The sequence below is a fragment of the Pseudomonas shirazensis genome (assembly GCF_050496565.1).
GTDB classification, from domain to species: Bacteria; Pseudomonadota; Gammaproteobacteria; order Pseudomonadales; family Pseudomonadaceae; genus Aquipseudomonas; species Aquipseudomonas shirazensis_A.
Genome location: NZ_JBNWAE010000002.1, coordinates 201,460 through 220,562 on the forward strand (window position 1 = coordinate 201,460; position 19,103 = coordinate 220,562).

20 protein-coding genes and 1 tRNA gene are annotated in these 19,103 nt (G+C 61.9%); 10 read left to right on the forward strand and 11 right to left on the reverse strand.

What is annotated here, in order from left to right; all coding sequences use genetic code 11:
• The first annotated feature begins 51 nt into the window (after positions 1-51).
• Positions 52-291 (forward strand): sulfurtransferase TusA family protein, encoded by a 240-nt coding sequence (locus tag ACQZ2L_RS04905; RefSeq protein ID WP_430324893.1) that lies wholly within the window; start codon positions 52-54, stop codon positions 289-291.
• Positions 292-311: 20 nt separating this feature from the next.
• Positions 312-1,382 (forward strand): AI-2E family transporter, encoded by a 1,071-nt coding sequence (locus tag ACQZ2L_RS04910; RefSeq protein WP_430324894.1) that lies wholly within the window; start codon positions 312-314, stop codon positions 1,380-1,382.
• Positions 1,383-1,417: 35 nt separating this feature from the next.
• Here the strand turns inward: ACQZ2L_RS04910 and ACQZ2L_RS04915 are convergent, their stop codons facing one another.
• Positions 1,418-1,891 carry a peroxiredoxin gene (locus ACQZ2L_RS04915; protein ID WP_430324895.1) on the reverse strand — a complete coding sequence of 158 codons (474 nt, stop codon included), beginning with the start codon at positions 1,889-1,891 and terminating at the stop codon, positions 1,418-1,420.
• 10 nt (positions 1,892-1,901) lie between these two features.
• Complete coding sequence (locus ACQZ2L_RS04920) at positions 1,902-2,462, reverse strand: glycine cleavage system protein R (RefSeq protein WP_101317448.1); 561 nt, start codon at positions 2,460-2,462, stop codon at positions 1,902-1,904.
• Between the two features lie 260 nt (positions 2,463-2,722).
• On the opposite strand from ACQZ2L_RS04920, the gene dapA reads away from it, so the two are divergent.
• The 6 genes from dapA to mqo all read left to right on the forward strand — a co-directional run bounded on the left by dapA (position 2,723) and on the right by mqo (position 8,435).
• Positions 2,723-3,601 (forward strand): 4-hydroxy-tetrahydrodipicolinate synthase, encoded by an 879-nt coding sequence (gene dapA / locus ACQZ2L_RS04925; RefSeq protein ID WP_430324896.1) that lies wholly within the window; start codon positions 2,723-2,725, stop codon positions 3,599-3,601.
• Between the two features lie 17 nt (positions 3,602-3,618).
• On the forward strand, positions 3,619-4,734 hold the full coding sequence (gene bamC / locus ACQZ2L_RS04930; protein ID WP_430324897.1) for an outer membrane protein assembly factor BamC: 1,116 nt from the start codon (positions 3,619-3,621) through the stop codon (positions 4,732-4,734).
• The gene (locus ACQZ2L_RS04935; protein WP_101317454.1) at positions 4,735-5,493 is read left to right on the forward strand and encodes an MBL fold metallo-hydrolase; all 759 of its coding nucleotides are present in this window, start codon (positions 4,735-4,737) and stop codon (positions 5,491-5,493) included.
• A gap of 29 nt (positions 5,494-5,522) precedes the next feature.
• Positions 5,523-6,233 (forward strand): phosphoribosylaminoimidazolesuccinocarboxamide synthase, encoded by a 711-nt coding sequence (gene purC, locus ACQZ2L_RS04940; RefSeq protein ID WP_103436385.1) that lies wholly within the window; start codon positions 5,523-5,525, stop codon positions 6,231-6,233.
• Between the two features lie 92 nt (positions 6,234-6,325).
• Positions 6,326-6,415, forward strand: a tRNA-Ser gene (locus ACQZ2L_RS04945).
• A gap of 382 nt (positions 6,416-6,797) precedes the next feature.
• Positions 6,798-8,435, forward strand: coding sequence for a malate dehydrogenase (quinone) (gene mqo / locus ACQZ2L_RS04950; protein ID WP_430324898.1), 1,638 nt, complete (start codon positions 6,798-6,800; stop codon positions 8,433-8,435).
• A gap of 104 nt (positions 8,436-8,539) precedes the next feature.
• Here the strand turns inward: mqo and ACQZ2L_RS04955 are convergent, their stop codons facing one another.
• The 4 genes from ACQZ2L_RS04955 to ACQZ2L_RS04970 all read right to left on the reverse strand — a co-directional run bounded on the left by ACQZ2L_RS04955 (position 8,540) and on the right by ACQZ2L_RS04970 (position 12,531).
• On the reverse strand, positions 8,540-9,661 hold the full coding sequence (locus tag ACQZ2L_RS04955; RefSeq protein ID WP_430324900.1) for a beta-glucosidase: 1,122 nt from the start codon (positions 9,659-9,661) through the stop codon (positions 8,540-8,542).
• Positions 9,658-10,830 carry a UDP-galactopyranose mutase gene (gene glf, locus ACQZ2L_RS04960; protein WP_430324902.1) on the reverse strand — a complete coding sequence of 391 codons (1,173 nt, stop codon included), beginning with the start codon at positions 10,828-10,830 and terminating at the stop codon, positions 9,658-9,660. The genes ACQZ2L_RS04955 and glf overlap by 4 nt, the downstream gene beginning before the upstream one ends.
• The gene (locus ACQZ2L_RS04965) at positions 10,818-11,996 is read right to left on the reverse strand and encodes a glycosyltransferase family 1 protein (RefSeq protein WP_430324903.1); all 1,179 of its coding nucleotides are present in this window, start codon (positions 11,994-11,996) and stop codon (positions 10,818-10,820) included. Before ACQZ2L_RS04965 ends, glf begins: the two co-directional genes overlap by 13 nt.
• Positions 11,997-12,195: 199 nt before the next feature.
• Complete coding sequence (locus tag ACQZ2L_RS04970) at positions 12,196-12,531, reverse strand: helix-turn-helix domain-containing protein (protein ID WP_314876055.1); 336 nt, start codon at positions 12,529-12,531, stop codon at positions 12,196-12,198.
• 50 nt (positions 12,532-12,581) lie between these two features.
• On the opposite strand from ACQZ2L_RS04970, the gene xenA reads away from it, so the two are divergent.
• Positions 12,582-13,673 (forward strand): xenobiotic reductase XenA, encoded by a 1,092-nt coding sequence (gene xenA, locus ACQZ2L_RS04975; protein WP_430324904.1) that lies wholly within the window; start codon positions 12,582-12,584, stop codon positions 13,671-13,673.
• 100 nt (positions 13,674-13,773) lie between these two features.
• Here xenA and ACQZ2L_RS04980 read toward each other — a convergent pair whose 3' ends face one another.
• The 4 genes from ACQZ2L_RS04980 to ACQZ2L_RS04995 all read right to left on the reverse strand — a co-directional run bounded on the left by ACQZ2L_RS04980 (position 13,774) and on the right by ACQZ2L_RS04995 (position 17,271).
• A complete protein-coding gene (locus ACQZ2L_RS04980) occupies positions 13,774-14,658 on the reverse strand; it encodes a LysR family transcriptional regulator (protein WP_430324906.1) in 885 nt (294 codons plus the stop codon).
• Between the two features lie 81 nt (positions 14,659-14,739).
• Complete coding sequence (locus ACQZ2L_RS04985) at positions 14,740-15,639, reverse strand: bestrophin family protein (protein ID WP_430324907.1); 900 nt, start codon at positions 15,637-15,639, stop codon at positions 14,740-14,742.
• A gap of 21 nt (positions 15,640-15,660) precedes the next feature.
• Positions 15,661-16,665: a GTP 3',8-cyclase MoaA gene (gene moaA, locus ACQZ2L_RS04990; protein WP_430324909.1), complete on the reverse strand. Its 1,005-nt coding sequence runs from the start codon at positions 16,663-16,665 to the stop codon at positions 15,661-15,663.
• Between the two features lie 147 nt (positions 16,666-16,812).
• The gene (locus ACQZ2L_RS04995; protein ID WP_430324910.1) at positions 16,813-17,271 is read right to left on the reverse strand and encodes an Lrp/AsnC family transcriptional regulator; all 459 of its coding nucleotides are present in this window, start codon (positions 17,269-17,271) and stop codon (positions 16,813-16,815) included.
• Positions 17,272-17,431: 160 nt separating this feature from the next.
• On the opposite strand from ACQZ2L_RS04995, the gene ACQZ2L_RS05000 reads away from it, so the two are divergent.
• Positions 17,432-18,613: a trans-sulfuration enzyme family protein gene (locus tag ACQZ2L_RS05000; RefSeq protein ID WP_430325160.1), complete on the forward strand. Its 1,182-nt coding sequence runs from the start codon at positions 17,432-17,434 to the stop codon at positions 18,611-18,613.
• A gap of 64 nt (positions 18,614-18,677) precedes the next feature.
• Here ACQZ2L_RS05000 and ACQZ2L_RS05005 read toward each other — a convergent pair whose 3' ends face one another.
• Positions 18,678-18,914, reverse strand: a complete 237-nt coding sequence (locus ACQZ2L_RS05005) for a YdcH family protein (protein WP_430325161.1) — start codon at positions 18,912-18,914, stop codon at positions 18,678-18,680.
• Positions 18,915-19,103 lie beyond the last annotated feature (189 nt).

The window sequence follows — 19,103 nt, forward strand, 5'->3', positions numbered from 1 at the left end:
TCCTACCAGGCTTGTCTGCCATGCACCGTTGCCACCGCCAGGAGCCCTTGGATGATCGATACCCTGACCTGCGACGCCGAACTCGACGCCAGCGGGCTGAACTGCCCATTGCCGCTGCTGAAGGCGAAAATGCAGCTTAACCAGATGGCCGCGGGAACAGTGCTCAAGGTGATTTCCACCGACGGCGGCTCGCAGCGCGACTTCAGCACTTTCGCCCGTTTGTCCGGTCATAGCCTGCTGCAACAAAGCGCCGACGCCGGCGTGTATACCTACTGGCTGCGCAAGGCCTGAGTTTTCCTCAAGGATCGTCAATGTTCAAAGTGCTTCGCGACTGGATGCAGCGCTACTTCTCCGATGAAGAAGCCGTAGTTCTAACAGTCCTGCTGGTTCTGGCCTTTACTGCCGTGCTTACCCTTGGCGGCATGCTCGCGCCGGTGCTGGCGGGGATGGTCCTGGCGTATCTGATGCAAGGCCTGGTCAACGCCCTGGAGCGGATGCGGGTGCCCAGTGGGGTTGCCGTGGGCCTGGTATTCGCCTTGTTCATCGGCGCGCTGGGGGTGTTCCTGCTGGTGCTGGTGCCGCTGCTCTGGCACCAGTTGATCACCCTGTTCAACGAGCTGCCGGGGATGCTCGGCAAATGGCAGTCGCTGCTGTTGCTGCTGCCTGAGCGCTATCCGCATCTGGTCTCCGACGAGCAGGTACTGCGCGCAATCGAATCGGTGCGGGGTGAGATCGGCAAGTTTGGCCAGTGGGCGCTGACCTTCTCGCTGTCGAGCCTGCCGCTGCTGGTCAGCGCCATGATCTACCTGGTGCTGGTGCCGATTCTGGTGTTCTTCTTCCTCAAGGACCGCGAGTTGATCGGGCGCTGGGTCAGCGGCTACTTGCCGCGCGAGCGCAGGCTGCTGACCCGGGTCGGTGACGAGATGAACCGGCAGATCGCCAATTACATTCGCGGCAAGGGCATCGAGATTCTGATCTGCGGGATCGCCACCTACATCGCCTTCATCAGCCTGGGGCTGAACTACGCCGCGCTGCTGGCGCTGTTGGTCGGGCTGTCGGTAGTAGTGCCGTACGTGGGGGCGGTGGTAGTCACCGTGCCGGTCACCTTGATCGCGCTGTTCCAGTGGGGCTGGGGCGATCAGTTCATCTACCTGATGGCGGTGTACGCGATCATTCAGGCGCTGGATGGCAACGTGCTGGTGCCGCTGCTGTTTTCTGAAGCGGTCAGCCTGCATCCGGTCGCGATCATCTGCGCGGTGCTGCTGTTTGGCGGGCTGTGGGGCTTCTGGGGGATCTTCTTTGCCATCCCGCTGGCGACCCTGTTCAAGGCCGTGCTGGATGCCTGGCCCCGCCAGGAGCCGCCGGTGGCACCACTGCTGTAACGAAATCGGGGCCGCGCAATGCGGCCCCGACTGTTTCAGCCCTTGTTCAGGGCTTGCGCCGCTGCAAGCACGGCATCGACATGGCCTGGCACTTTCACCCCGCGCCATTCCTGGCGCAGAACACCGTCCTTGTCGATCAGGAAGGTGCTGCGGTCAACACCCAGGTATTCCTTGCCGTAGAGCTTCTTCAGCTTGATCACGTCGAACAGTTGGCAGAGCGCCTCGTCCTTGTCGCTGATCAGCTCGAAGGTAAAGCCCTGCTTGGCCTTGAAGTTCTCGTGCGACTTCAGGCCGTCACGCGAGATGCCGAACACCACGGTGTTGGCAGCGCTGAACGCGTCGAGCTGGTCGCGAAAGCCCTGGCCTTGAGTGGTGCAACCGGGGGTGCTGTCCTTGGGGTAGAAATACAGCACCACCTGCTTGCCCTTGAGCTCAGCCAGGATGACGCTCTGGCCGCTGGTGGCCTGGGCCTGGAAGTCGGCGACAGGTTGATCGAGGGTTACCGCCATGTGAGGCTCCTTACACCGGGTTTTGAGGGCGCCATGGTTCGATCAAGGCATCCAGGTTCAATGCGTCGGCAAAGTCCAGGAACTGATCGCGCAGCCAGCTGATCTGGGTGCCGGCCGGCAACACCACGGTGAACTGGGCGTTGAGCATGCTGCTGCCGGTTTGCGGCGCCAGGTAGGTATCGCAGGTCATCGCTTCGAGCTCGACGTTGTGGTCGAGGAAGAACTGGCACAGCTCGTTGATGATGTCCGGGCGATAGGCGGCGCTTACATAGGCCACATAAGGCAGGGCCTGCGGGCGCACTTCCTGATCGGCGCTGCGCACCACATCAAGGGTCAGGCCGTGCTTCTTGCCCAGGCCCGGCAGGGTGGCTTCAAGACGTGCAAGGGCATCCCAGCTGCCACCGACCTGCAACACCAGGGCGCTGGTTTCGCCATGGCGCGACAGGCGCGAGGTGACGACCGCGCAACGATTGTCGACGGCGGCGCGGCTGAGGACGTTGGCCAGCTCCATGGGATTGGGGCCCAGGGCACTGATGACAAGGAATTGTTCGCGGACTGTGGGGGTGGACATGCAGCATTCCTAAAACGATGAGCGGTCGGTGCAGGACCTGGGACAGCCTCCTTTACACCAAGGTTCTGAGCCGATTGCAGCGGCTGTAGACACCCGCGGGAGGCACTGTCGACGGCCCGGCGGGCCGCTCTGCACTGATCAAAGGATCAAGGGTAGCGAAAAGCAGCGCCGAGGGGAATGCTCCGCCCGCCAGCTTTGCTTGTGCAAGGCCGATGGCGCCAGTACCATTACCGCTCTCTTTTTCCGGCAGGAGCAGTTACATGATTGCGGGCAGTATGGTGGCACTGGTCACTCCCATGGATGCACAAGGGCGTCTGGACTGGGACAGCCTCGGCAAGCTTGTAGACTTCCACCTGGAAAAAGGCACTCATGCGATCGTCGCCGTCGGTACCACCGGCGAGTCGGCCACCCTCGATGTCGAAGAGCACATCCAGGTCATCGAATTTGTAGTCAAGCGTGTCAACGGCCGTATTCCGGTCATTGCCGGCACCGGTGCCAACTCCACCTCCGAAGCCGTGCACCTGACCCAGAACGCCAAGAACGCCGGCGCCGACGCCTGCCTGCTGGTGGTGCCGTACTACAACAAGCCGACCCAGGAAGGCCTGTATCAGCACTTCAAACACATCGCCGAGCGGGTCGACATCCCGCAGATTCTGTACAACGTGCCCGGCCGCACCTCCTGCGACATGCAGGCCGAGACCGTGATCCGCCTGTCCACCGTGCCGAACATCATCGGTATCAAGGAAGCCACCGGCGACCTGGTCCGGGCCAAGGCCATCCTCGATGGCGTCAGCAGCGACTTCATCGTGCTGTCGGGTGATGATCCGACCGCGGTTGAGCTGATCCTGCTCGGCGGCAAGGGCAATATCTCCGTTACCGCCAACGTCGCCCCGCGCGAAATGGCCGATCTGTGCGAGGCCGCGCTTGCCGGCGATGCCGACAAGGCCCGCGCGATCAACGAACAACTGATGCCGCTGCACAAGGACCTGTTCTGCGAAGCCAACCCGATTCCGGTGAAGTGGGCGCTCGTGGAAATGGGCCTGATGCACAAAGGCATTCGCCTGCCACTGACCTGGCTGAGCGAAAACTGTCACGAAAAAGTCCGTACTGCCTTGAGCAAGTCCGGCGTACTGGTTTAATCGAGGAAGTACACCGCATGAAGCGATTGGCTGGTCTATCCGCCCTTGCCCTGATCATTTCCAGCACCAGCGGCTGCGGCTGGCTATGGGGCGACGAGGGTTATTTCCGCGACCGCGGCAGCGATTACCTGCAGGCGCAACCGACCGCGCCGATGCAGCTGCCGGCAGACGTGGCCAACGTCAAACGCCTCGATCCGCTGTTGCCGATCCCGCGTAACGTTGCCGACGACACCGCCACTGGTGAGTACGAAGTGCCGCGTCCGCAGCCGCTCTCCGCCGCTGCCGACATCAGCGATTTTACCCTGCAGCGCAGCGGTAACAGCCGTTGGGTACTGGCCCAGCGTTCGCCTGCCGAAACCTGGCCGGTGGCGCATCAGTTCTTTGAAGACAACGGCTTCCGCATCGCTGAAGAGCGCCCGCAGACCGGCGAATTCACCACTACCTGGCAGCGCTTCGACGAGTTGTCGGCTTCGCTTGGCCAGCGCCTGGCGAGTTCGGCCAGCAGCGCCGACAGTGAAGTACGTGTGCGTGTGCGCATGGAGCCCGGCGTGCAGCGCAACACCTCCGAGGTGTTCGTGGTCAGCGTCGAGCGTCCGGCTGGCAGCACTGCCCAGACCGATTTCCCGAGCAACTCGACCAACACCGGCGTCGATGCGCTGCTGGTCGACGAGATGCTCGCCAGCATGAACCGCAGCGCCGAGAAGGGCGGTTCGGTTTCGCTGCTGGCTGAGCGCGACTTCGATGCCCCGAGCCGGGTCAGCCTGAGCGAAGACGGCAGTGGCAACCCGGTGCTCAACGTCGGTTCTGACCTCGACCGCGCCTGGTCTGGCGTCGGCCGTGCGCTGGAGCAGGGCGAATGGCGCGTTGAAGACATCAACCGCAGCCTGGGCCTGTACTACATCAACTTGTCCGAGAAGCCCGAAGACAAGAACAACCAGCCCGGCTTCTTCAGCCGCCTGTTCGGCAGCGAGCCGACCCAGGAAGAGCGTGAAGAGCGCGCCGAGCGTTATCAGGTGCGCCTGAGCAAGGTTGGCGAGAGCGTGCAGGTAACGGTCGAGAAAAACATCAACACCGTGGCCCCGGCCGATGTCGCCCGCCGCGTGCTGAGCGCCATTCAGGACCGTTTGGGTTAAGTGCGCTTCGCAGTACTTGGAAGCGGCAGCCAGGGCAACGGCACGCTGATCGCCAGTGGTGACACGTACATTCTGGTCGATTGCGGGTTTTCCCTGCGGGAAACCGAGCGGCGCCTGGCGCTGCTCGGGGTCTCGCCAGCACAGCTGAGCGCGGTGCTGGTCACCCACGAACATGCCGACCACGTGCATGGCGTGGGTTTGCTGTCGCGGCGCTACAATGTACCGGTCTACCTCAGCCAGGGCACCTTGCGCGGCTTGCGCAAGCCGGTCGAGGTCGCCGGTTTTCTCGGTTGTGGTGACAGCATCAGCATCGGCGCGCTGCAGGTCAGCGCGGCGCGGGTCGAACACGACGCCCATGAGCCCCTGCAGTACGTGCTCAGCGATGGTCGCCGGCGCTTCGGCATGCTCACCGACCTGGGCTGCTACGACGCCCGGTTGCTGGAGCGCTATCAGGGCCTGGATGCCCTGCTGATCGAAGCCAACCATTGCCGCGACTTGCTTGCCCGCGGTCACTACCCGCACTTTTTGAAGTTGCGCGTAGGCGGCAGCCAAGGACATTTGAACAACCACCAGGCCGCCAACCTGGTGGCCGAGCTGGGCTGGCAGCACCTGCAACACCTGGTGCTGGCGCATCTCAGCAGCAAGAACAACCTGCCACAGCTGGCCCGTCAGTGCTTTGTCGACGCCCTAGGGTGCGACCCGGACTGGCTGCAAGTGGCGAATCAGGAACATGGGCTCGACTGGCGCGAAATCGCCTAGCCCACCAACTCAAGCAAGCGGAGCCCATCATGGAAAAACGCGACGAACTCTACCGCGGCAAGGCCAAATCGGTTTACAAGACCGACGACGCCGACCGCTTGATCCTGCTGTTTCGCAACGACACCTCGGCGTTCGACGGCAAGCGCATTGAACAGCTCGACCGCAAAGGCACGGTGAACAACAAGTTCAACGCCTTCATCATGCAAAAGCTTGAAGAAGCCGGCATCCCGACTCAGTTCGACAAGCTGCTGGGCGACAACGAGTGCCTGGTAAAGAAGCTCGACATGATCCCGGTCGAATGCGTTGTGCGTAACTACGCCGCCGGCAGCCTGGTCAAGCGTCTGGGTGTGGAAGAGGGCATCAAGCTCGAGCCATCGACCTTTGAACTGTTCCTCAAGAACGACGAAAAGGGCGACCCGTTCATCAACGAATCCCACGTTGTTGCCTTCGGCTGGGGCACCGCCGAGCAGCTGGTCGAGATGAAGAAGCTGTCGCTCAAGGTCAACGAAGTGCTGAACAAGCTGTTCGATGACGCCGGCCTGCTGCTGGTCGACTTCAAGCTTGAATTCGGCGTATTCCATGGCCAGATCGTCCTCGGCGACGAGTTCAGCCCGGACGGTTGCCGCCTGTGGGACAAGGAAACCCGCAAGAAGATGGACAAGGACCGCTTCCGCCAAGGTCTGGGTGACGTGATCGAAGCCTACGAAGAAGTTGCCAAGCGTCTGGGCGTGCCGCTGTAAGGCCCGCTGTGACGCAAGCGTTTGATACCACGCGAATTTTTTTCAGATAAAGGTTTGCCTTTTGCGAAATCGCTGGTATGATGCGCGCCATTGGAGAGATGCCGGAGTGGTCGAACGGGACGGATTCGAAATCCGTTGTACTGGCAACAGTACCTAGGGTTCAAATCCCTATCTCTCCGCCATACATCGAAAAGCCCCGCAGATGAGAGTCTGCGGGGCTTTTTCGTTTTTCGGGTTGTCTGAAATGTGCGCAGGTATGGTGTTACCGTCTTTGCTGATTTCATTTTCATAAGCGGTTTGTTTGCTACGGCATAGCCACCCCGCGACATTCGGCCACTGAGACATCCCGTCACCTTGCCTGCCTCTCGCGAATTTGTTTGTGCTGGCATTTCGGTTACAATCGGAAAAACGTTTCAGCCCTGGCCGGTCAATTCGACCTTAGGCTGGCGTCCCTGTTTCTCAAGCTGCTGACTCCAATGATCAATAAAAAGCGCGCGCTGAAGGACATGGATAAACGAGGCCCTGCCTAGGCCTTCCTTACGTGCTATCGATTGGAATTGATCAATGTTCAAGAAAGCTGGCAAGACCCTGCTGGGTCTGGCTGTCGCGGCGAGCCTGATGCAGGCGCACGCCGATGAAGCGAAGAAAGTAGACGTGCTGCTGGTTGGCGGCGGCATCATGAGTTCGACCCTGGCGGTCTGGCTCAATGAGCTGGAGCCGAGCTGGTCGATGGAGATGGTCGAGCGCCTGGATGGCGTCGCTGAAGAAAGCTCCAACGGCTGGAACAACGCCGGTACCGGTCACTCTGCGCTGGCCGAGCTGAACTACACGCCAATGGATAAAGACGGCACCGTCAATATCTCCAAGGCCATCGAGATCAACGAATCGTTCCAGATCTCCCGCCAGTTCTGGTCGTGGCAGGTCCGTCAGGGCGTGTTGAACAACCCGCGTTCGTTCATCAACACCACGCCGCACATGAGCTTCGTGTGGGGCGACGACAACATCAAGTTCCTCAAGAAGCGTTACGACGCGCTGCAGGCCAGCCCGCTGTTCCGCCCGATGCAGTACTCGGAAGACAACGCGCAGATCGCCAAGTGGGTCCCGCTGATGATGGAAGGGCGTGATCCTTCGCAGAAGCTGGCCGTGACCTGGACCCCGATCGGCACCGACGTCAACTTCGGCGAGATTACCCGCCAGTTCGTCAAGCACCTGCAAACCCGGGAAAACTTCGACCTGAAGCTGTCCACCGAAGTGCAGGACATCACGCGTAACGAAGACGGCTCGTGGCACGTTGAGTACAAAAACCTCAAGGACGGCAGCAAGTCGGCCACCGACGCCAAGTTCCTGTTCATCGGTGCTGGCGGCGGCGCGCTGAAGCTGCTGCAGAAGTCGGGCATCCCGGAAGCCAAGGAATACGCAGGCTTCCCGGTCGGCGGCTCGTTCCTTGTGACCGAGAACCCTACCGTGGCCATGCAGCATATGGCCAAGGCCTACGGCATTGCCTCCACCGGCGCGCCACCCATGTCGGTACCGCACCTGGACACCCGCGTGCTGGATGGCAAGCGCGTGATTCTGTTTGGCCCATTCGCCACCTTCTCGACCAAGTTCCTCAAGAACGGTTCGTACCTCGACCTGCTGAGCAGCACCACGCTGCACAACGTATGGCCGATGACCAAGGTAGGTGTTGATCAGTACCCGCTGGTCGAGTACCTCGCTGGCCAGCTGATGCTGTCTGACGATGATCGCTTCGCAGCGCTGCAGACCTACTTCCCGAACGCCAAGAAAGAAGACTGGCGTCTGTGGCAGGCCGGTCAGCGCGTGCAGATCATCAAGCGTGACGAAGACAAAGGCGGCGTACTCAAGCTGGGTACTGAAGTCGTGACCTCGCAGGACCGCAGCATTGCCGGCCTGCTGGGCGCTTCGCCAGGCGCTTCGACCGCGGCACCGATCATGCTGACCGTGCTCGAAACCGTGTTCAAGGAAAAGGTCGCAACGCCTGAGTGGCAAGCCAAGCTGCACGAGATCGTGCCAAGCTACGGCACCAAGCTGAACGATTCGGCTGCTGCTGTGCAGAAAGAGTGGAACTACACCGCTGAAGTGCTGCAACTGGAAAAACCACCGGTTATCGATCAGAGCGTTGGCACTGATACAACCGTGAGCAAGCCAGTTGAAAGCAACCCTGCCAGCGACATGGCGCTGTAATCCGGCTTTAGCTGCGCGGTAACCATTTACCGCTACGGCAACCAGCCCAAAAAAACCACGAGGTGCTGCCTCGTGGTTTTTTTATGCCTGTGGTTTGCGGATTGTCAGCGCTGGCCGGCGAAGCGTGCGGCGATGGCCTGGAGTTCGCTGTGCAGCGGATGAAACGGCGCGCGGGTGCCTTGGTTGTCGGCATAGCCGAATACACCGCTGGGGCAGTAGCGGTCGTTGTCCCAACCGGGGTAGTCGAGAAACGGATACCAGCACAGGCCTTCGATGGTGACGCCACGCTCCCGCGCCAGTTGCAGCTGCTCGGTGATGTAGCGTAGCCAGGGCACTCGGTGGCAGTCTTCGGCGCCGGTTTCGGACAGCAGAATCGGCCGTTGATAGCGTTGGTGCAGTTCGCGCAACATGCCGGCCAGTGGCCGAAAGTGCGGGTCGCCGAACGGGATCTTGCTGCCGTGGTGGTACCACTGGTTCTGCGGGTAGAAGTTGGCGCCGATGACATCCAGGTACTCTTCACGCCCGCCGAGGCCCGGCCAGCTGCGGCCAGTGAGCAGGTCCCAGGCTTCGAACTGCGACTGGCGATAGGCTTCGGCGGCATCGACATCGTCAGCGCGTTTGCTCGGTGGCAAGACGTTGATCAGCGGGTCACCCTGAATAAACCGCGCAGCCGGCGCAACCTCGCGGATTGCCTCGATGGCGGCGATGCTGGCGCGGACCAGTTGGTGCTTGAGTTCCAGGCCTCGATTGCGCGCACAGGGGTTGAAGTAGGCCACCTCGCCACCGGCCCAGCTCCAGAAGGAAATCTCGTTGATGGGCGAGATCAGCGGCACCTCGACGCCACGCTCTATGAGCAACTGGGCGAAGGCTGCGGCAAAACGAGCGAAGCGCTCGACGAACAGTGGCCGCCAGATATCCAGATCGTCTGGATAGCCGTAATGGCACAAATCCCAGATCACCTGCACATCCTGGCGCTGCGCGGCATCGATCATCGGCACCACGCTCGACCAGTCGTAGCGATACGGCTGGCGCTCGATCAAGTGCCAGCGCAGGCCGTCGCGGGCCGTGCGAATGCCCAAGGCCGCGAGTTGCTGGTAGTCCTGTTCAGCCCAGCGGGCATGGCCGGTGCGCTCCTGCATGTCCAGGCGGCGGCCGTCGCAACGCCGCTGCGAGGCGCATTCATAACCGGCCATGACGAAGCTGTTGAACAAGCCCGTGCCGCTCATCCGGGCTCAGCGACGTGCTGTTCCACCTCAACCCCGGCTTCGCGAGCGATACGCTGATACAAGGCCAGCGCCTGACCGACCACCTGATCCATGTTGTAGTACTTGTAGGTACCAAGCCGGCCGAGGAAGGTGACGCCAGGCGTCTGATCGGCGAGGGCTTTGTAACGCTTGTACAGCTCGGCGTTTTCCGGGCGTGGGATGGGGTAATACGGGTCGCCATCGGCGCAGGGGAATTCGTAGCTGATGCTGGTCAGCGAATGCGTCTGGCCGGTCAGGTGTTTGTATTCGGTGATCCGCGTGTAGGGCACGTCTGGGTGCGGATAGTTGACTACGGCTACGGGTTGGAAGCGCTCCTGATCGTGCGTCTCGTGTTGGAAGCGCAACGAACGATACGGCAGCTTGCCGTAGCAGTGGCCAAAGTACTCATCGATAGGGCCGCAATACACCAGCTCACGGTAGCGCAGCTGCTTGCGGACTGTGCTGAAGTCGGTCGCCAACAGCACGTCGATGGCCGGATGTTCGAGCATGCGCTCGAACATCTGCGTATAGCCATGCAGCGGCATGATCTGGAAGGCATCGGTGAAGTAGCGGTCGTCAGTGGTGGTGCGAGTGGGCACCCGCGCGGTCACCGATTTATCCAGCTCGCTCGGGTCCAGGCCCCATTGCTTGCGGGTATAGCCGCGGAAGAACTTCTCGTACAGCTCGCGGCCGATCTGGTTGATCACCACATCTTCGGAGGTGTGAATCGCCGCCACCGGCTCGGCGCGGCTGGCCAGAAACGCCTCGGCCTGGGCCTCGTTCATCGACTGCGCGTAGAGGATATTCAACGTGGTCAGATTGATCGGAATCGGCAGCAAGTGCCCATCGACCTGCGCCAGCACGCGGTGCTCGTACGGGCGCCATTCGGTGAAGCGCGAAAGGTAATCGACGATGCGCTGGGCGTTGGTGTGGAAGATATGCGGACCGTAACGGTGCACCAGCACCCCGGCGGCATCGAGGTGGTCGTAGGCGTTGCCGCCGATGTGCTCGCGGCGGTCGATCAGTAATACCCGTTTGCCCATGCCGGCACTCAGGCGCTCGGCGAGCACGCTGCCGGCGAACCCTGCGCCGACGATCAGGTAGTCGTAGGGCTGTGCCGCCAGCGCCGTCTGCAGGGTTATCGTTGGCATTCGATCAACTCCTTCATGTCGGCGCAGGTCTTGTCCCACGACATGCCATCGAGCGCCCGGTCCGCGCGTTCGGCGATCACTCCGTTCTGCTTGCGCAGAGCCAGGGCAGCGTCGATGGCGCTGATAAACTCCGCCGCGTTGCTGGCAATGCTGACCACGCCGCTGTGCGCGTATCCGTTGACCACATCGCGCACCGGCGTCGACACCACCGGGCAGCCGCCGGCGAGATATTCCGGGGTTTTGGTGGGGCTGATGAAGCGCGTTGACTCATTGATCGCGAAGGGCATCAAGGCGACATCCCAGCCGGCCAGGTACGCAGGCAACTGGTCGTACTGCCTGGCCCCGAGGTAATGGATATTGGCCAGGCGCGGCAGCAGCGCGGGGTCGATCTTGACCACCGGGCCGATCAGCACGATCTGCCAGTCGGGCCGTCGCTTGGCAATGTCGGCCACCAGCTGAATGTCGAAGCGTTCGTCGATCACCCCGAAAAAGCCCAGGCGTGGGTAGCCGATAGCGGCCTGGTCAGCAGGCTCTGCCAGCGCTGCGCGGGCCTGGCCGAAGTGCGCTATGTCGACGCTGCTGGGCATGGCATGGGCATTGGCGTGATGCTCGCGCTTGGCCTCCCACAGGCTGTGGCCGCCAGTAAACACCACGTCGGCGCGGCTGAGCAGGCGTTGTTCCATCTCCAGCATGGCCGGCGGTGCGAACTTGAACGCGGACAGCTCGTCCATGCAGTCGTAGATCACCACCTGGCCTTGCAGATGGTCGGTAAACGCCAGGCTCATTGGCGTCCAGTACCACAGCAGCAGCTCGCCGCCATTGCGCGCCGCCAGCCAGGTGTCGAGCAGCTGGCGTTGGGCAGCGATGACCTGCTGCTCATCCAGCCCGTTCGGCAGCAGCGGCACCAGTACGGTCACGCCGTCGCTGACCGCGTGCGGTTGCAGCTGCGGCGTTTGCTGTGGCTCGAAGATCGGCTCCTCGAGAAACAGCACGTCGTAGTCCTTGGCCAGCCGCGACATGACGTGCTGCGGCCGCTGGTAGACAAAACCCCAGCGTAGGTGCGACAGGCACAGCAAGGTCGGGCGCAGGCCGATGGCCTGCAGCGGGACTGCCGACAATTCGCTGGAATGCGGCTGCAGATCAGGCTCGAGCTGAATGTGAGTCATGCGAAGTACCTTGTCTGGTGTCTGAATTCAAACCTGCGCGATCGGCAGATCTGCGGCTTGTCACCAAGGCCCCGCTGGACGGCGCATGCTGTGCCTTGTGATCAGTAGAGAAGGGTGCTTCGAACGGCGTTCATTACGCCTGCTGCGCGAGCCGATGAAGGGTGCATCGGGCTGCGCAGGGGAGGGGGTGCAGCACTAATCAGTGCTGGCGCAGGATGCACTCAAGCAGGCCGGGGAAGCGGCTGTCGAGCATTTCGCTGCGCAGCGAATTCATGTGCGTGGTGCCGACATTGCGCGTCTGCACCAGGCCCGCGTCACGCAATACGCGAAAGTGATGAGACATGCTCGACTTGGGCCGGCCACCATCCAGCTCGCCGCAGGTGGCTTCGGTGACACCCGCCAGATGGCGCACGATCGCCATGCGCACGGGGTCGCTCAAGGCGTACAGCACGCGTTCGAGGATGAGGTCTTCACAGCTGGGATGTTTGTAGGCTCGCATGGTCGACATGATAACGGGGCTTTCATTAATTGCCATAGTTCGATTATGATCGAACTATCGTATACCCAACCTGCTGGAGCTGGCTCATGTCTGCATTGTTCGAACCCTACACCCTCAAAGACGTCACCCTGCGCAACCGCATCGCTATTCCACCGATGTGCCAATACATGGCCGAAGACGGCATGATCAACGACTGGCACCACGTGCACCTGGCCGGTATGGCCCGTGGCGGCGCTGGCTTGCTGGTAGTCGAAGCCACTGCTGTATCGCCCGAAGGGCGCATCACCCCAGGCTGCGCCGGGATCTGGAGCGACGCCCACGCCGAAGCATTCGTGCCCGTGGTCAAGGCGATCAAGGCGGCCGGTTCCGTACCCGGCATCCAGATCGCCCACGCCGGGCGCAAGGCCAGCGCCAATCGCCCGTGGGAAGGTGACGACCACATCGCCGCTGACGACGCCCGCGGCTGGGAGACCCTGGCACCGTCGGCAATCGCCTTTGGCGCCAACCTGCCGAAAGTGCCAAAGGCCATGACTCTGGACGACATCGCCCGAGTCAAACAGGACTTCGTCGATGCTGCACGCCGTGCCCGTGACGCAGGTTTCGAGTGGATCGAGCTGCACTTCGCCCACGGCTACCTCGGCCAGAGCTTCTTCTCCGAACACTCCAACCAGCGTACCGATGCCTACGGCGGCAGCTTCGAAAACCGCAGCCGCTTCCTCCTCGAGACGCTGGCGGCCGTGCGTGAAGTGTGGCCCGAGAATCTGCCTCTGACCGCCCGTTTCGGTGTACTGGAATACGACGGCCGCGACGAGCAGACCCTGGTTGAGTCGATCGAACTGGCCCGTCAGTTCAAGGCCGGTGGCCTCGACCTGTTGAGCGTCAGCGTTGGTTTCACCATCCCCGACACCAACATCCCGTGGGGCCCGGCCTTCATGGGCCCGATTGCCGAGCGCGTGCGCCGCGAAGCAGGCCTGCCGGTGACTTCGGCATGGGGCTTCGGCACGCCGCAGCTGGCTGAAGGCGCGCTGCAAGCGGGTCAGCTGGATCTGGTCTCGGTAGGCCGTGCGCACCTCGCTGACCCACACTGGGCCTACTTCGCCGCCAAAGAGCTGGGCGTGGACAAAGCCTCGTGGACCCTGCCAGCGCCGTATGCGCATTGGCTTGAGCGCTACCGTTAAGGTTTGACCTCAAGCTAGCCAGCACCGTTAACCACGCGGGGCCAGTCCAAGCAGCACAGCGCTGCTAAGACCGGCCCCGCGTTTTTTTTGTGGCTAGCGGTTACTGGCCAAACACTATCCGTGCCTGGTCAAAGCACTGCTCGGCAATCGCCGACCTCGGCTCGCTGCGGCGCAGCAGCAGGCCGACCGGGCTGAGCACGCTGGCCTCGGTGATGGGGGTGATGCGCATGTGTTCGCTCAAATCCTCCAGCCCACAGTTGAGCGGCATCACCGCGCAGCACATGCCGCTGGTGATGGCCTGGATCAGCTGGAAGGTCGAGTCGCTTTCCAGCACGGCCAGCGGCGCAAGGCCGCGGCTGCGAAAGCTCAGGTCCAGCGACTGGCGGTAATGCATGCCTTTACTGAGTAGCCCCAACGGCAGATCGCCGAGCTCGTCCCAGCCCAGCTCGCTTTGCTCGAACTGATAATGGCGGGTGTCGTGCAGCAGGCCCATGGTGGTGGTGCCCAGTTCGATCACATCGAAAAAGCTGGAGTTGACCTGATCCAGATAACAGATCCCCAGATCGAGCTGATTACGGCTGAGGCCGTCGACAATCTGCTCGGAAGTACTTGAGCTGAGCTGAAACTGCAGCTCGGGAAACTTCTCCCGCAGCGGCAGCAGCAGCGCCATTGGATTGAAACTGGCCAGCGGTACGCTGCCCAGGCGCAGGCTGCCGACCACCTGGCCGCGGCAGCTGGCCGCTTCGGCCTGGAGGCCGTCATGGGCGGCCAGCAGTGTTCGCGCCCAGGCCAGAATGCGTTCGCCGGCCTCGGTGAAACCCTCGAAACGCTGGCCACGTTCGACCAGTACCAGATCAAGTTCCTCTTCCAGATTACGCAGGCGCATCGACAAGGTCGGCTGGGTGATATGGCACAGCGCAGCGGCCTGACCGAAGTGCCGGGTCTGGTCCAGGGCGATAAGAAACTTGAGCTGCTTGATGTCCATGGGGCGGCCTGCGCAATCGGAATGCGTTGACCTTAACCAAGTTGAGCGGGGCTAGCCATTGTTTAGTCGCCGCCGCCCGGTTCAGCTGAGCACGTGATCGACCGGCAGCAGGGCGGGCGGCAGCGGCTCGTGGCCAAGCGCCGAGAGCACATCGCGCTCCAGGGTGCGCACCAGTGAGTCGGTGGGCAGGTCGTTTTCGTCGCGGCCAAACGGATCTTCCAGCTCGTTGCCGATCGCATCCAGGCCAAAGAACGTGTAGCTGACGATGGTGGTGAACAGTGGCGCCAGCCAGCCCAAGGGCTCTGCCAGGGCGAACGGCAGCAGCAGGCAGAAGATATAGATAGTCCGATGCAACAGCAGTGTGTAAGGGAAGGGTAGCGGCGTGCCCTTGATCCGTTCACAGGTCGCCTGCACTTCGGCCAGGCCAACCAGACGCTGTTCGAGCAGGGTGTAGCGCCATTCGCTGATCTGTTGCGTCTGCGCCAGCTCCGAGCAGCGCTGGCCGATGTTGCGCAGGATGCCGTCGCAGACGTTGTGCGGGCTGAGCGAATGAGCTGGGTTCAGCCAAGGCCGCGCCGCTTCGAGGGCATCCTCACTGCGCAATCCAGCGTTCAGGCCATGGGCAAAGCCGCACAGGCTGCGCAGTAACTCGCGGCGCAGCTCGGGTTCGGCAATCGCCACGCTCTCGCGCACGAATGAGCGGACTTCGATGAGCATCCGCCCCCAGGCCTTGCGGCCCTCCCACCAGCGGTCATAACAGGCCGTGTTTCGAAAACTCATGAAAATCGACAGCGACAGGCCGAGCAAGGTGAAGGGCGTGGCGCTGACGGGTGAGAACATCTCTGGATAATGCCGCTCGACCAGCACGATCAACGCCGCCAGCAAGGTGACCAACAGGCAGCGCCAGGCAATGCGCTTGACGATCGAGCCTTTCAGGGTGAACAGAACACGCAGCACATCGGGCCGGGAATGGACGATCATGGGGATCCAGAGGCGGTTGTGTCAGCCGCCAGTCATGTTCATGAAGCGCAATATCTGCACCTCGCCGCCCACTTCGAAGTGGTGGCGGTAAGGCTTGAGCTGCACCGCTTCGCGGATGGCCTGTTCGAGGCGCTCGGCATCACCTGGGTGCGCGCGTAGCACCTGTTTCAGGTCCAGCGAATGTTCGTTGCCCAGGCACAGCAGCAAGCGGCCCTCGACGGTCAGGCGGACACGGTTGCAGGTGGCGCAAAAGTTGTGGCTATGCGGCGAGATGAAACCGACCCGCGTCTGCGCCGCCTCGGCCAGGCGCCAGTAGCGCGCCGGACCCTGCGATGATTCGGCAGATTCGATCAGGCTGAAGTGCGCCGCGAGGCGGTCGCGCACGTCATCGCTGGAATAGAACGACTCGCCGCGCTGATGCTCGCTGATCACGCCCAGCGGCATCTCTTCGATGAAGGTGATGTCCAGCTCACGTTCGATGGCAAAGCGCACCAAATCGACCAGTTCGTCATCATTGCGGCCCTTGAGCACCACGCAGTTGAGCTTGATCCGCTTGAAGCCGGCGCGGCGCGCGGCGTCGATGCCGGCAATGACCTGGGCCAGATCGCCGGTGCGGGTCAGCTGGCGAAAGCGCTCCGGGTCGAGGCTGTCGAGGCTGATGTTGAGGCGGCTGAGGCCGGCGTCGAACAGCGGTTGCGCCAGCCGGTCGAGTTGCGAGCCGTTACTGGTCATGCACAGCTCACGCAGGCCGGGCAGGGCGGCGATGCGCCGGCACAGCTCGACGATACCCTGGCGCACCAAGGGCTCGCCGCCGGTCAGGCGGATCTTGCGGGTGCCGAGGGCAACGAAGCGTTCGGCTACCTGATACAGCTCTTCAAGGCTGAGGATCTGCTGGCGCGGCAAGAACTGCATATCTTCAGCCATGCAATAGACACAACGAAAATCACAGCGGTCGGTGACCGACATCCGCAGGTAGTCGATTTTTCGGTTGTAGCCGTCGATCAGGGCCTGGCCGTTGGGTTCCACAATCGCGCTCGCGTCTAAGGAGGGTCGGCCAGTTGGCCGCAGGGCAGTGAGTCCAAGCTATAACCTGTGCCCCACGCCGTCAAATTGCTTTGTCCACTCGGTTGATCGGCGCGCTCTATCAGCCGTTCAAACCAATTGATCGACGCATCAGCGATGCACAGGGAAGGCCGTGGTGTACTTCATCTGCTCCATGGCAAAGCTGGAGGTGATGTTCGACAGGCCATCGGTGCGGGTGATCAGCTTCTTGTAGAAGCGATCGTAGGCGGCAATATCGCTGACCACCACCCGCAGCATGTAATCCCAATCGCCAGACATGCGGTAGAACTCCATGACCTCCTCGAAGCCGCTGACGGTGGCGGCAAATTGCTCGAGCCAGGCATTGTCGTGGCGCTGGGTCTTGAGCTGGACGAACACGGTCAGACCCAGGCCGAGCCGTTGCGGGTCAAGCAGCGCGACGCGGCCGAGAATGTAGCCCTCGTCCTGCAAGCGCTTGACCCGTTTCCAGCACGGGGTGGTGGTGAGGTTGACCGCTTCGGCCAGCTCTTTGAGCGAGGTGGAGGCATCGCGTTGGAGCAGGGTGAGGATGTGCTGGTCGAAACTGTCCATGCCGGTGCGTCGCTTTGCCGAGAAAAATATGCTTCAGACTAGCCGTTAACGAGCACGAATAGAATGCATGGGTCGGGGTATCGCGAGCCTCCGCCCGCGCTCGGCCAATGGCGGCGGATATGCGATAGTGACGGCCATCAACCCCGCCTTCTAACAGTCACTGGGCCCGATCATGTCCGACAAACCGCGCAACTTCGCCACGCGTACCATCCACGCCGGCGAGCAATCCAGCGTTGCCGACAACGCCATCTTCCCGCCGATCTACACTGCCAGCTCGTACATCAAGCGCGGCCTCGACGATAACCCCGAGTACGCCTACAGCCGCGTTGCCAATCCGACCCGGCATGCCTACGAGACCTGCGTTGCGGCGTTGGAAGAAGGGCTTGGTGCGGTGGCCTGTGCTTCCGGCGTGAGCGCCACCTCGACAGTGCTCGAGTTGCTCGACAAGGACGCCCATGTGGTGGTGATGAATGGCGTCTACGGCGGTACCTTCCGCCTGCTCGAAGACTACCGCAGTCGCACCTCCGGGCTGACCACTACGTATGTCGATCTGAATGACCTGGACGCCCTGGCGGCGGCGATTCGCCCGGACACGCAACTGATCTGGATCGAGTCGCCGACCAATCCGCTGCTGCATCTGGTCGATATCGAAGCGGTGTGCAGCCTGGCCCGTGCCCGCAATATCCTCACCTGCATCGACAACACCTTCTGCTCGCCGTGGAATCAGCAGCCGATCACCCTCGGCGTGGATCTGGTGATGCACTCGGCGAGCAAGTACATCGGTGGTCACTCCGACCTCACCGGCGGCGTGGTGGTGGCGGCCAACGCCGAGCTGCTGGCGCGCCTGCGCAATATCAGCATGGCGGTCGGTGCCGTGCAGGGCCCGTTCGATTGCTACCTGGCCTTGCGCGGGCTGAAGACGCTGGACGTGCGTATGGAGCGCCAGAGCGCCAATGCGCTGCGGGTGGCGCAGTTCCTTGAGACTCATCCGCTGGTCGACAAGGTGTTCTACCCAGGCCTGCCAAGCCATCCGCAGCATGAGCTGTGCAAGCGCCAGATGCGCACGGGCGGCGCGGTCGTAAGCCTGCAAGTGAAGGGCGATCGCGAGGCGCTCAAGCGCTTTGTCGACGCGCTGTCGATCTTCGTCCTGGCCGATTCGCTGGGCGGCGTCGAGAGCATGATCAACCATTCCTGGAGCATGTCGCACAACTCGCTGAGCCCGGAACAGAAAGGTGTGATGGGGATTACCGAGGGCCTGCTGCGGTTGTCGTTGGGCATCGAGGACTGCCGCGACTTGATCGATGATCTGCAAGGCGCGTTGCAGGCCAGCGCGGCGGTCTGAGGTGCTATTGATCGCCATCGCAGGCTTGCCCCGCGATGGCGGTTTGAAAATTAATGCAGCCGGGTCAGGACTTGGCTGGATGAATGATTCGTTCGATCTTGTCCTTGATCAGCAGCCGCTCCTTGCGCAATTGCGTGACAGTGTCATCGGCGGCGGCGGTGCGTTCAGCGACGTCCACCTCTTTGTCCTTGGCGTTGTAGTCCTTGTACAGCTTGAGCAGCTCGGGGTCCTTTGCGCTCAATGCGTGAAAATCGTCAGCCTGGATGCTGAGGTCTGCGAACAGATCATGCGGTACGGGCATTTCTTCACCTCCGTCAGGGGTTGGCCACTGGTGCAGAACCTTGAGGATAGCCGCGTTTGCCGATGGCGTGGGCGCAGGTGGTTCTGCAACGGTTGGCTGAACGTTGGCTGAATGAAACGCAAACAAGTGTAATTGTTGCTGGATGTTAGAGTTTGTTGGCAGGTTTTTCACAAAAAAACGATGGTCTGC

Coding starts and splice junctions, on each gene's coding strand:
- glf (WP_430324902.1), bottom strand. CDS start 10,830: ATGCCAACGATAACCCTGCAGACGGCGCTGGCGGCACAGCCCTACGAC.
- ACQZ2L_RS04985 (WP_430324907.1), bottom strand. CDS start 15,639: ATGATCGTCCATTCCCGGCCCGATGTGCTGCGTGTTCTGTTCACCCTG.
- ACQZ2L_RS04905 (WP_430324893.1), top strand. CDS start 52: ATGATCGATACCCTGACCTGCGACGCCGAACTCGACGCCAGCGGGCTG.
- ACQZ2L_RS04920 (WP_101317448.1), bottom strand. CDS start 2,462: ATGTCCACCCCCACAGTCCGCGAACAATTCCTTGTCATCAGTGCCCTG.
- dapA (WP_430324896.1), top strand. CDS start 2,723: ATGATTGCGGGCAGTATGGTGGCACTGGTCACTCCCATGGATGCACAA.
- xenA (WP_430324904.1), top strand. CDS start 12,582: ATGTCTGCATTGTTCGAACCCTACACCCTCAAAGACGTCACCCTGCGC.
- bamC (WP_430324897.1), top strand. CDS start 3,619: ATGAAGCGATTGGCTGGTCTATCCGCCCTTGCCCTGATCATTTCCAGC.
- ACQZ2L_RS04995 (WP_430324910.1), bottom strand. CDS start 17,271: ATGGACAGTTTCGACCAGCACATCCTCACCCTGCTCCAACGCGATGCC.
- ACQZ2L_RS05005 (WP_430325161.1), bottom strand. CDS start 18,914: ATGCCCGTACCGCATGATCTGTTCGCAGACCTCAGCATCCAGGCTGAC.
- ACQZ2L_RS04910 (WP_430324894.1), top strand. CDS start 312: ATGTTCAAAGTGCTTCGCGACTGGATGCAGCGCTACTTCTCCGATGAA.
- mqo (WP_430324898.1), top strand. CDS start 6,798: ATGTTCAAGAAAGCTGGCAAGACCCTGCTGGGTCTGGCTGTCGCGGCG.
- purC (WP_103436385.1), top strand. CDS start 5,523: ATGGAAAAACGCGACGAACTCTACCGCGGCAAGGCCAAATCGGTTTAC.
- ACQZ2L_RS04915 (WP_430324895.1), bottom strand. CDS start 1,891: ATGGCGGTAACCCTCGATCAACCTGTCGCCGACTTCCAGGCCCAGGCC.
- ACQZ2L_RS04955 (WP_430324900.1), bottom strand. CDS start 9,661: ATGAGCGGCACGGGCTTGTTCAACAGCTTCGTCATGGCCGGTTATGAA.
- ACQZ2L_RS04980 (WP_430324906.1), bottom strand. CDS start 14,658: ATGGACATCAAGCAGCTCAAGTTTCTTATCGCCCTGGACCAGACCCGG.
- ACQZ2L_RS04970 (WP_314876055.1), bottom strand. CDS start 12,531: ATGGCAATTAATGAAAGCCCCGTTATCATGTCGACCATGCGAGCCTAC.
- ACQZ2L_RS04965 (WP_430324903.1), bottom strand. CDS start 11,996: ATGACTCACATTCAGCTCGAGCCTGATCTGCAGCCGCATTCCAGCGAA.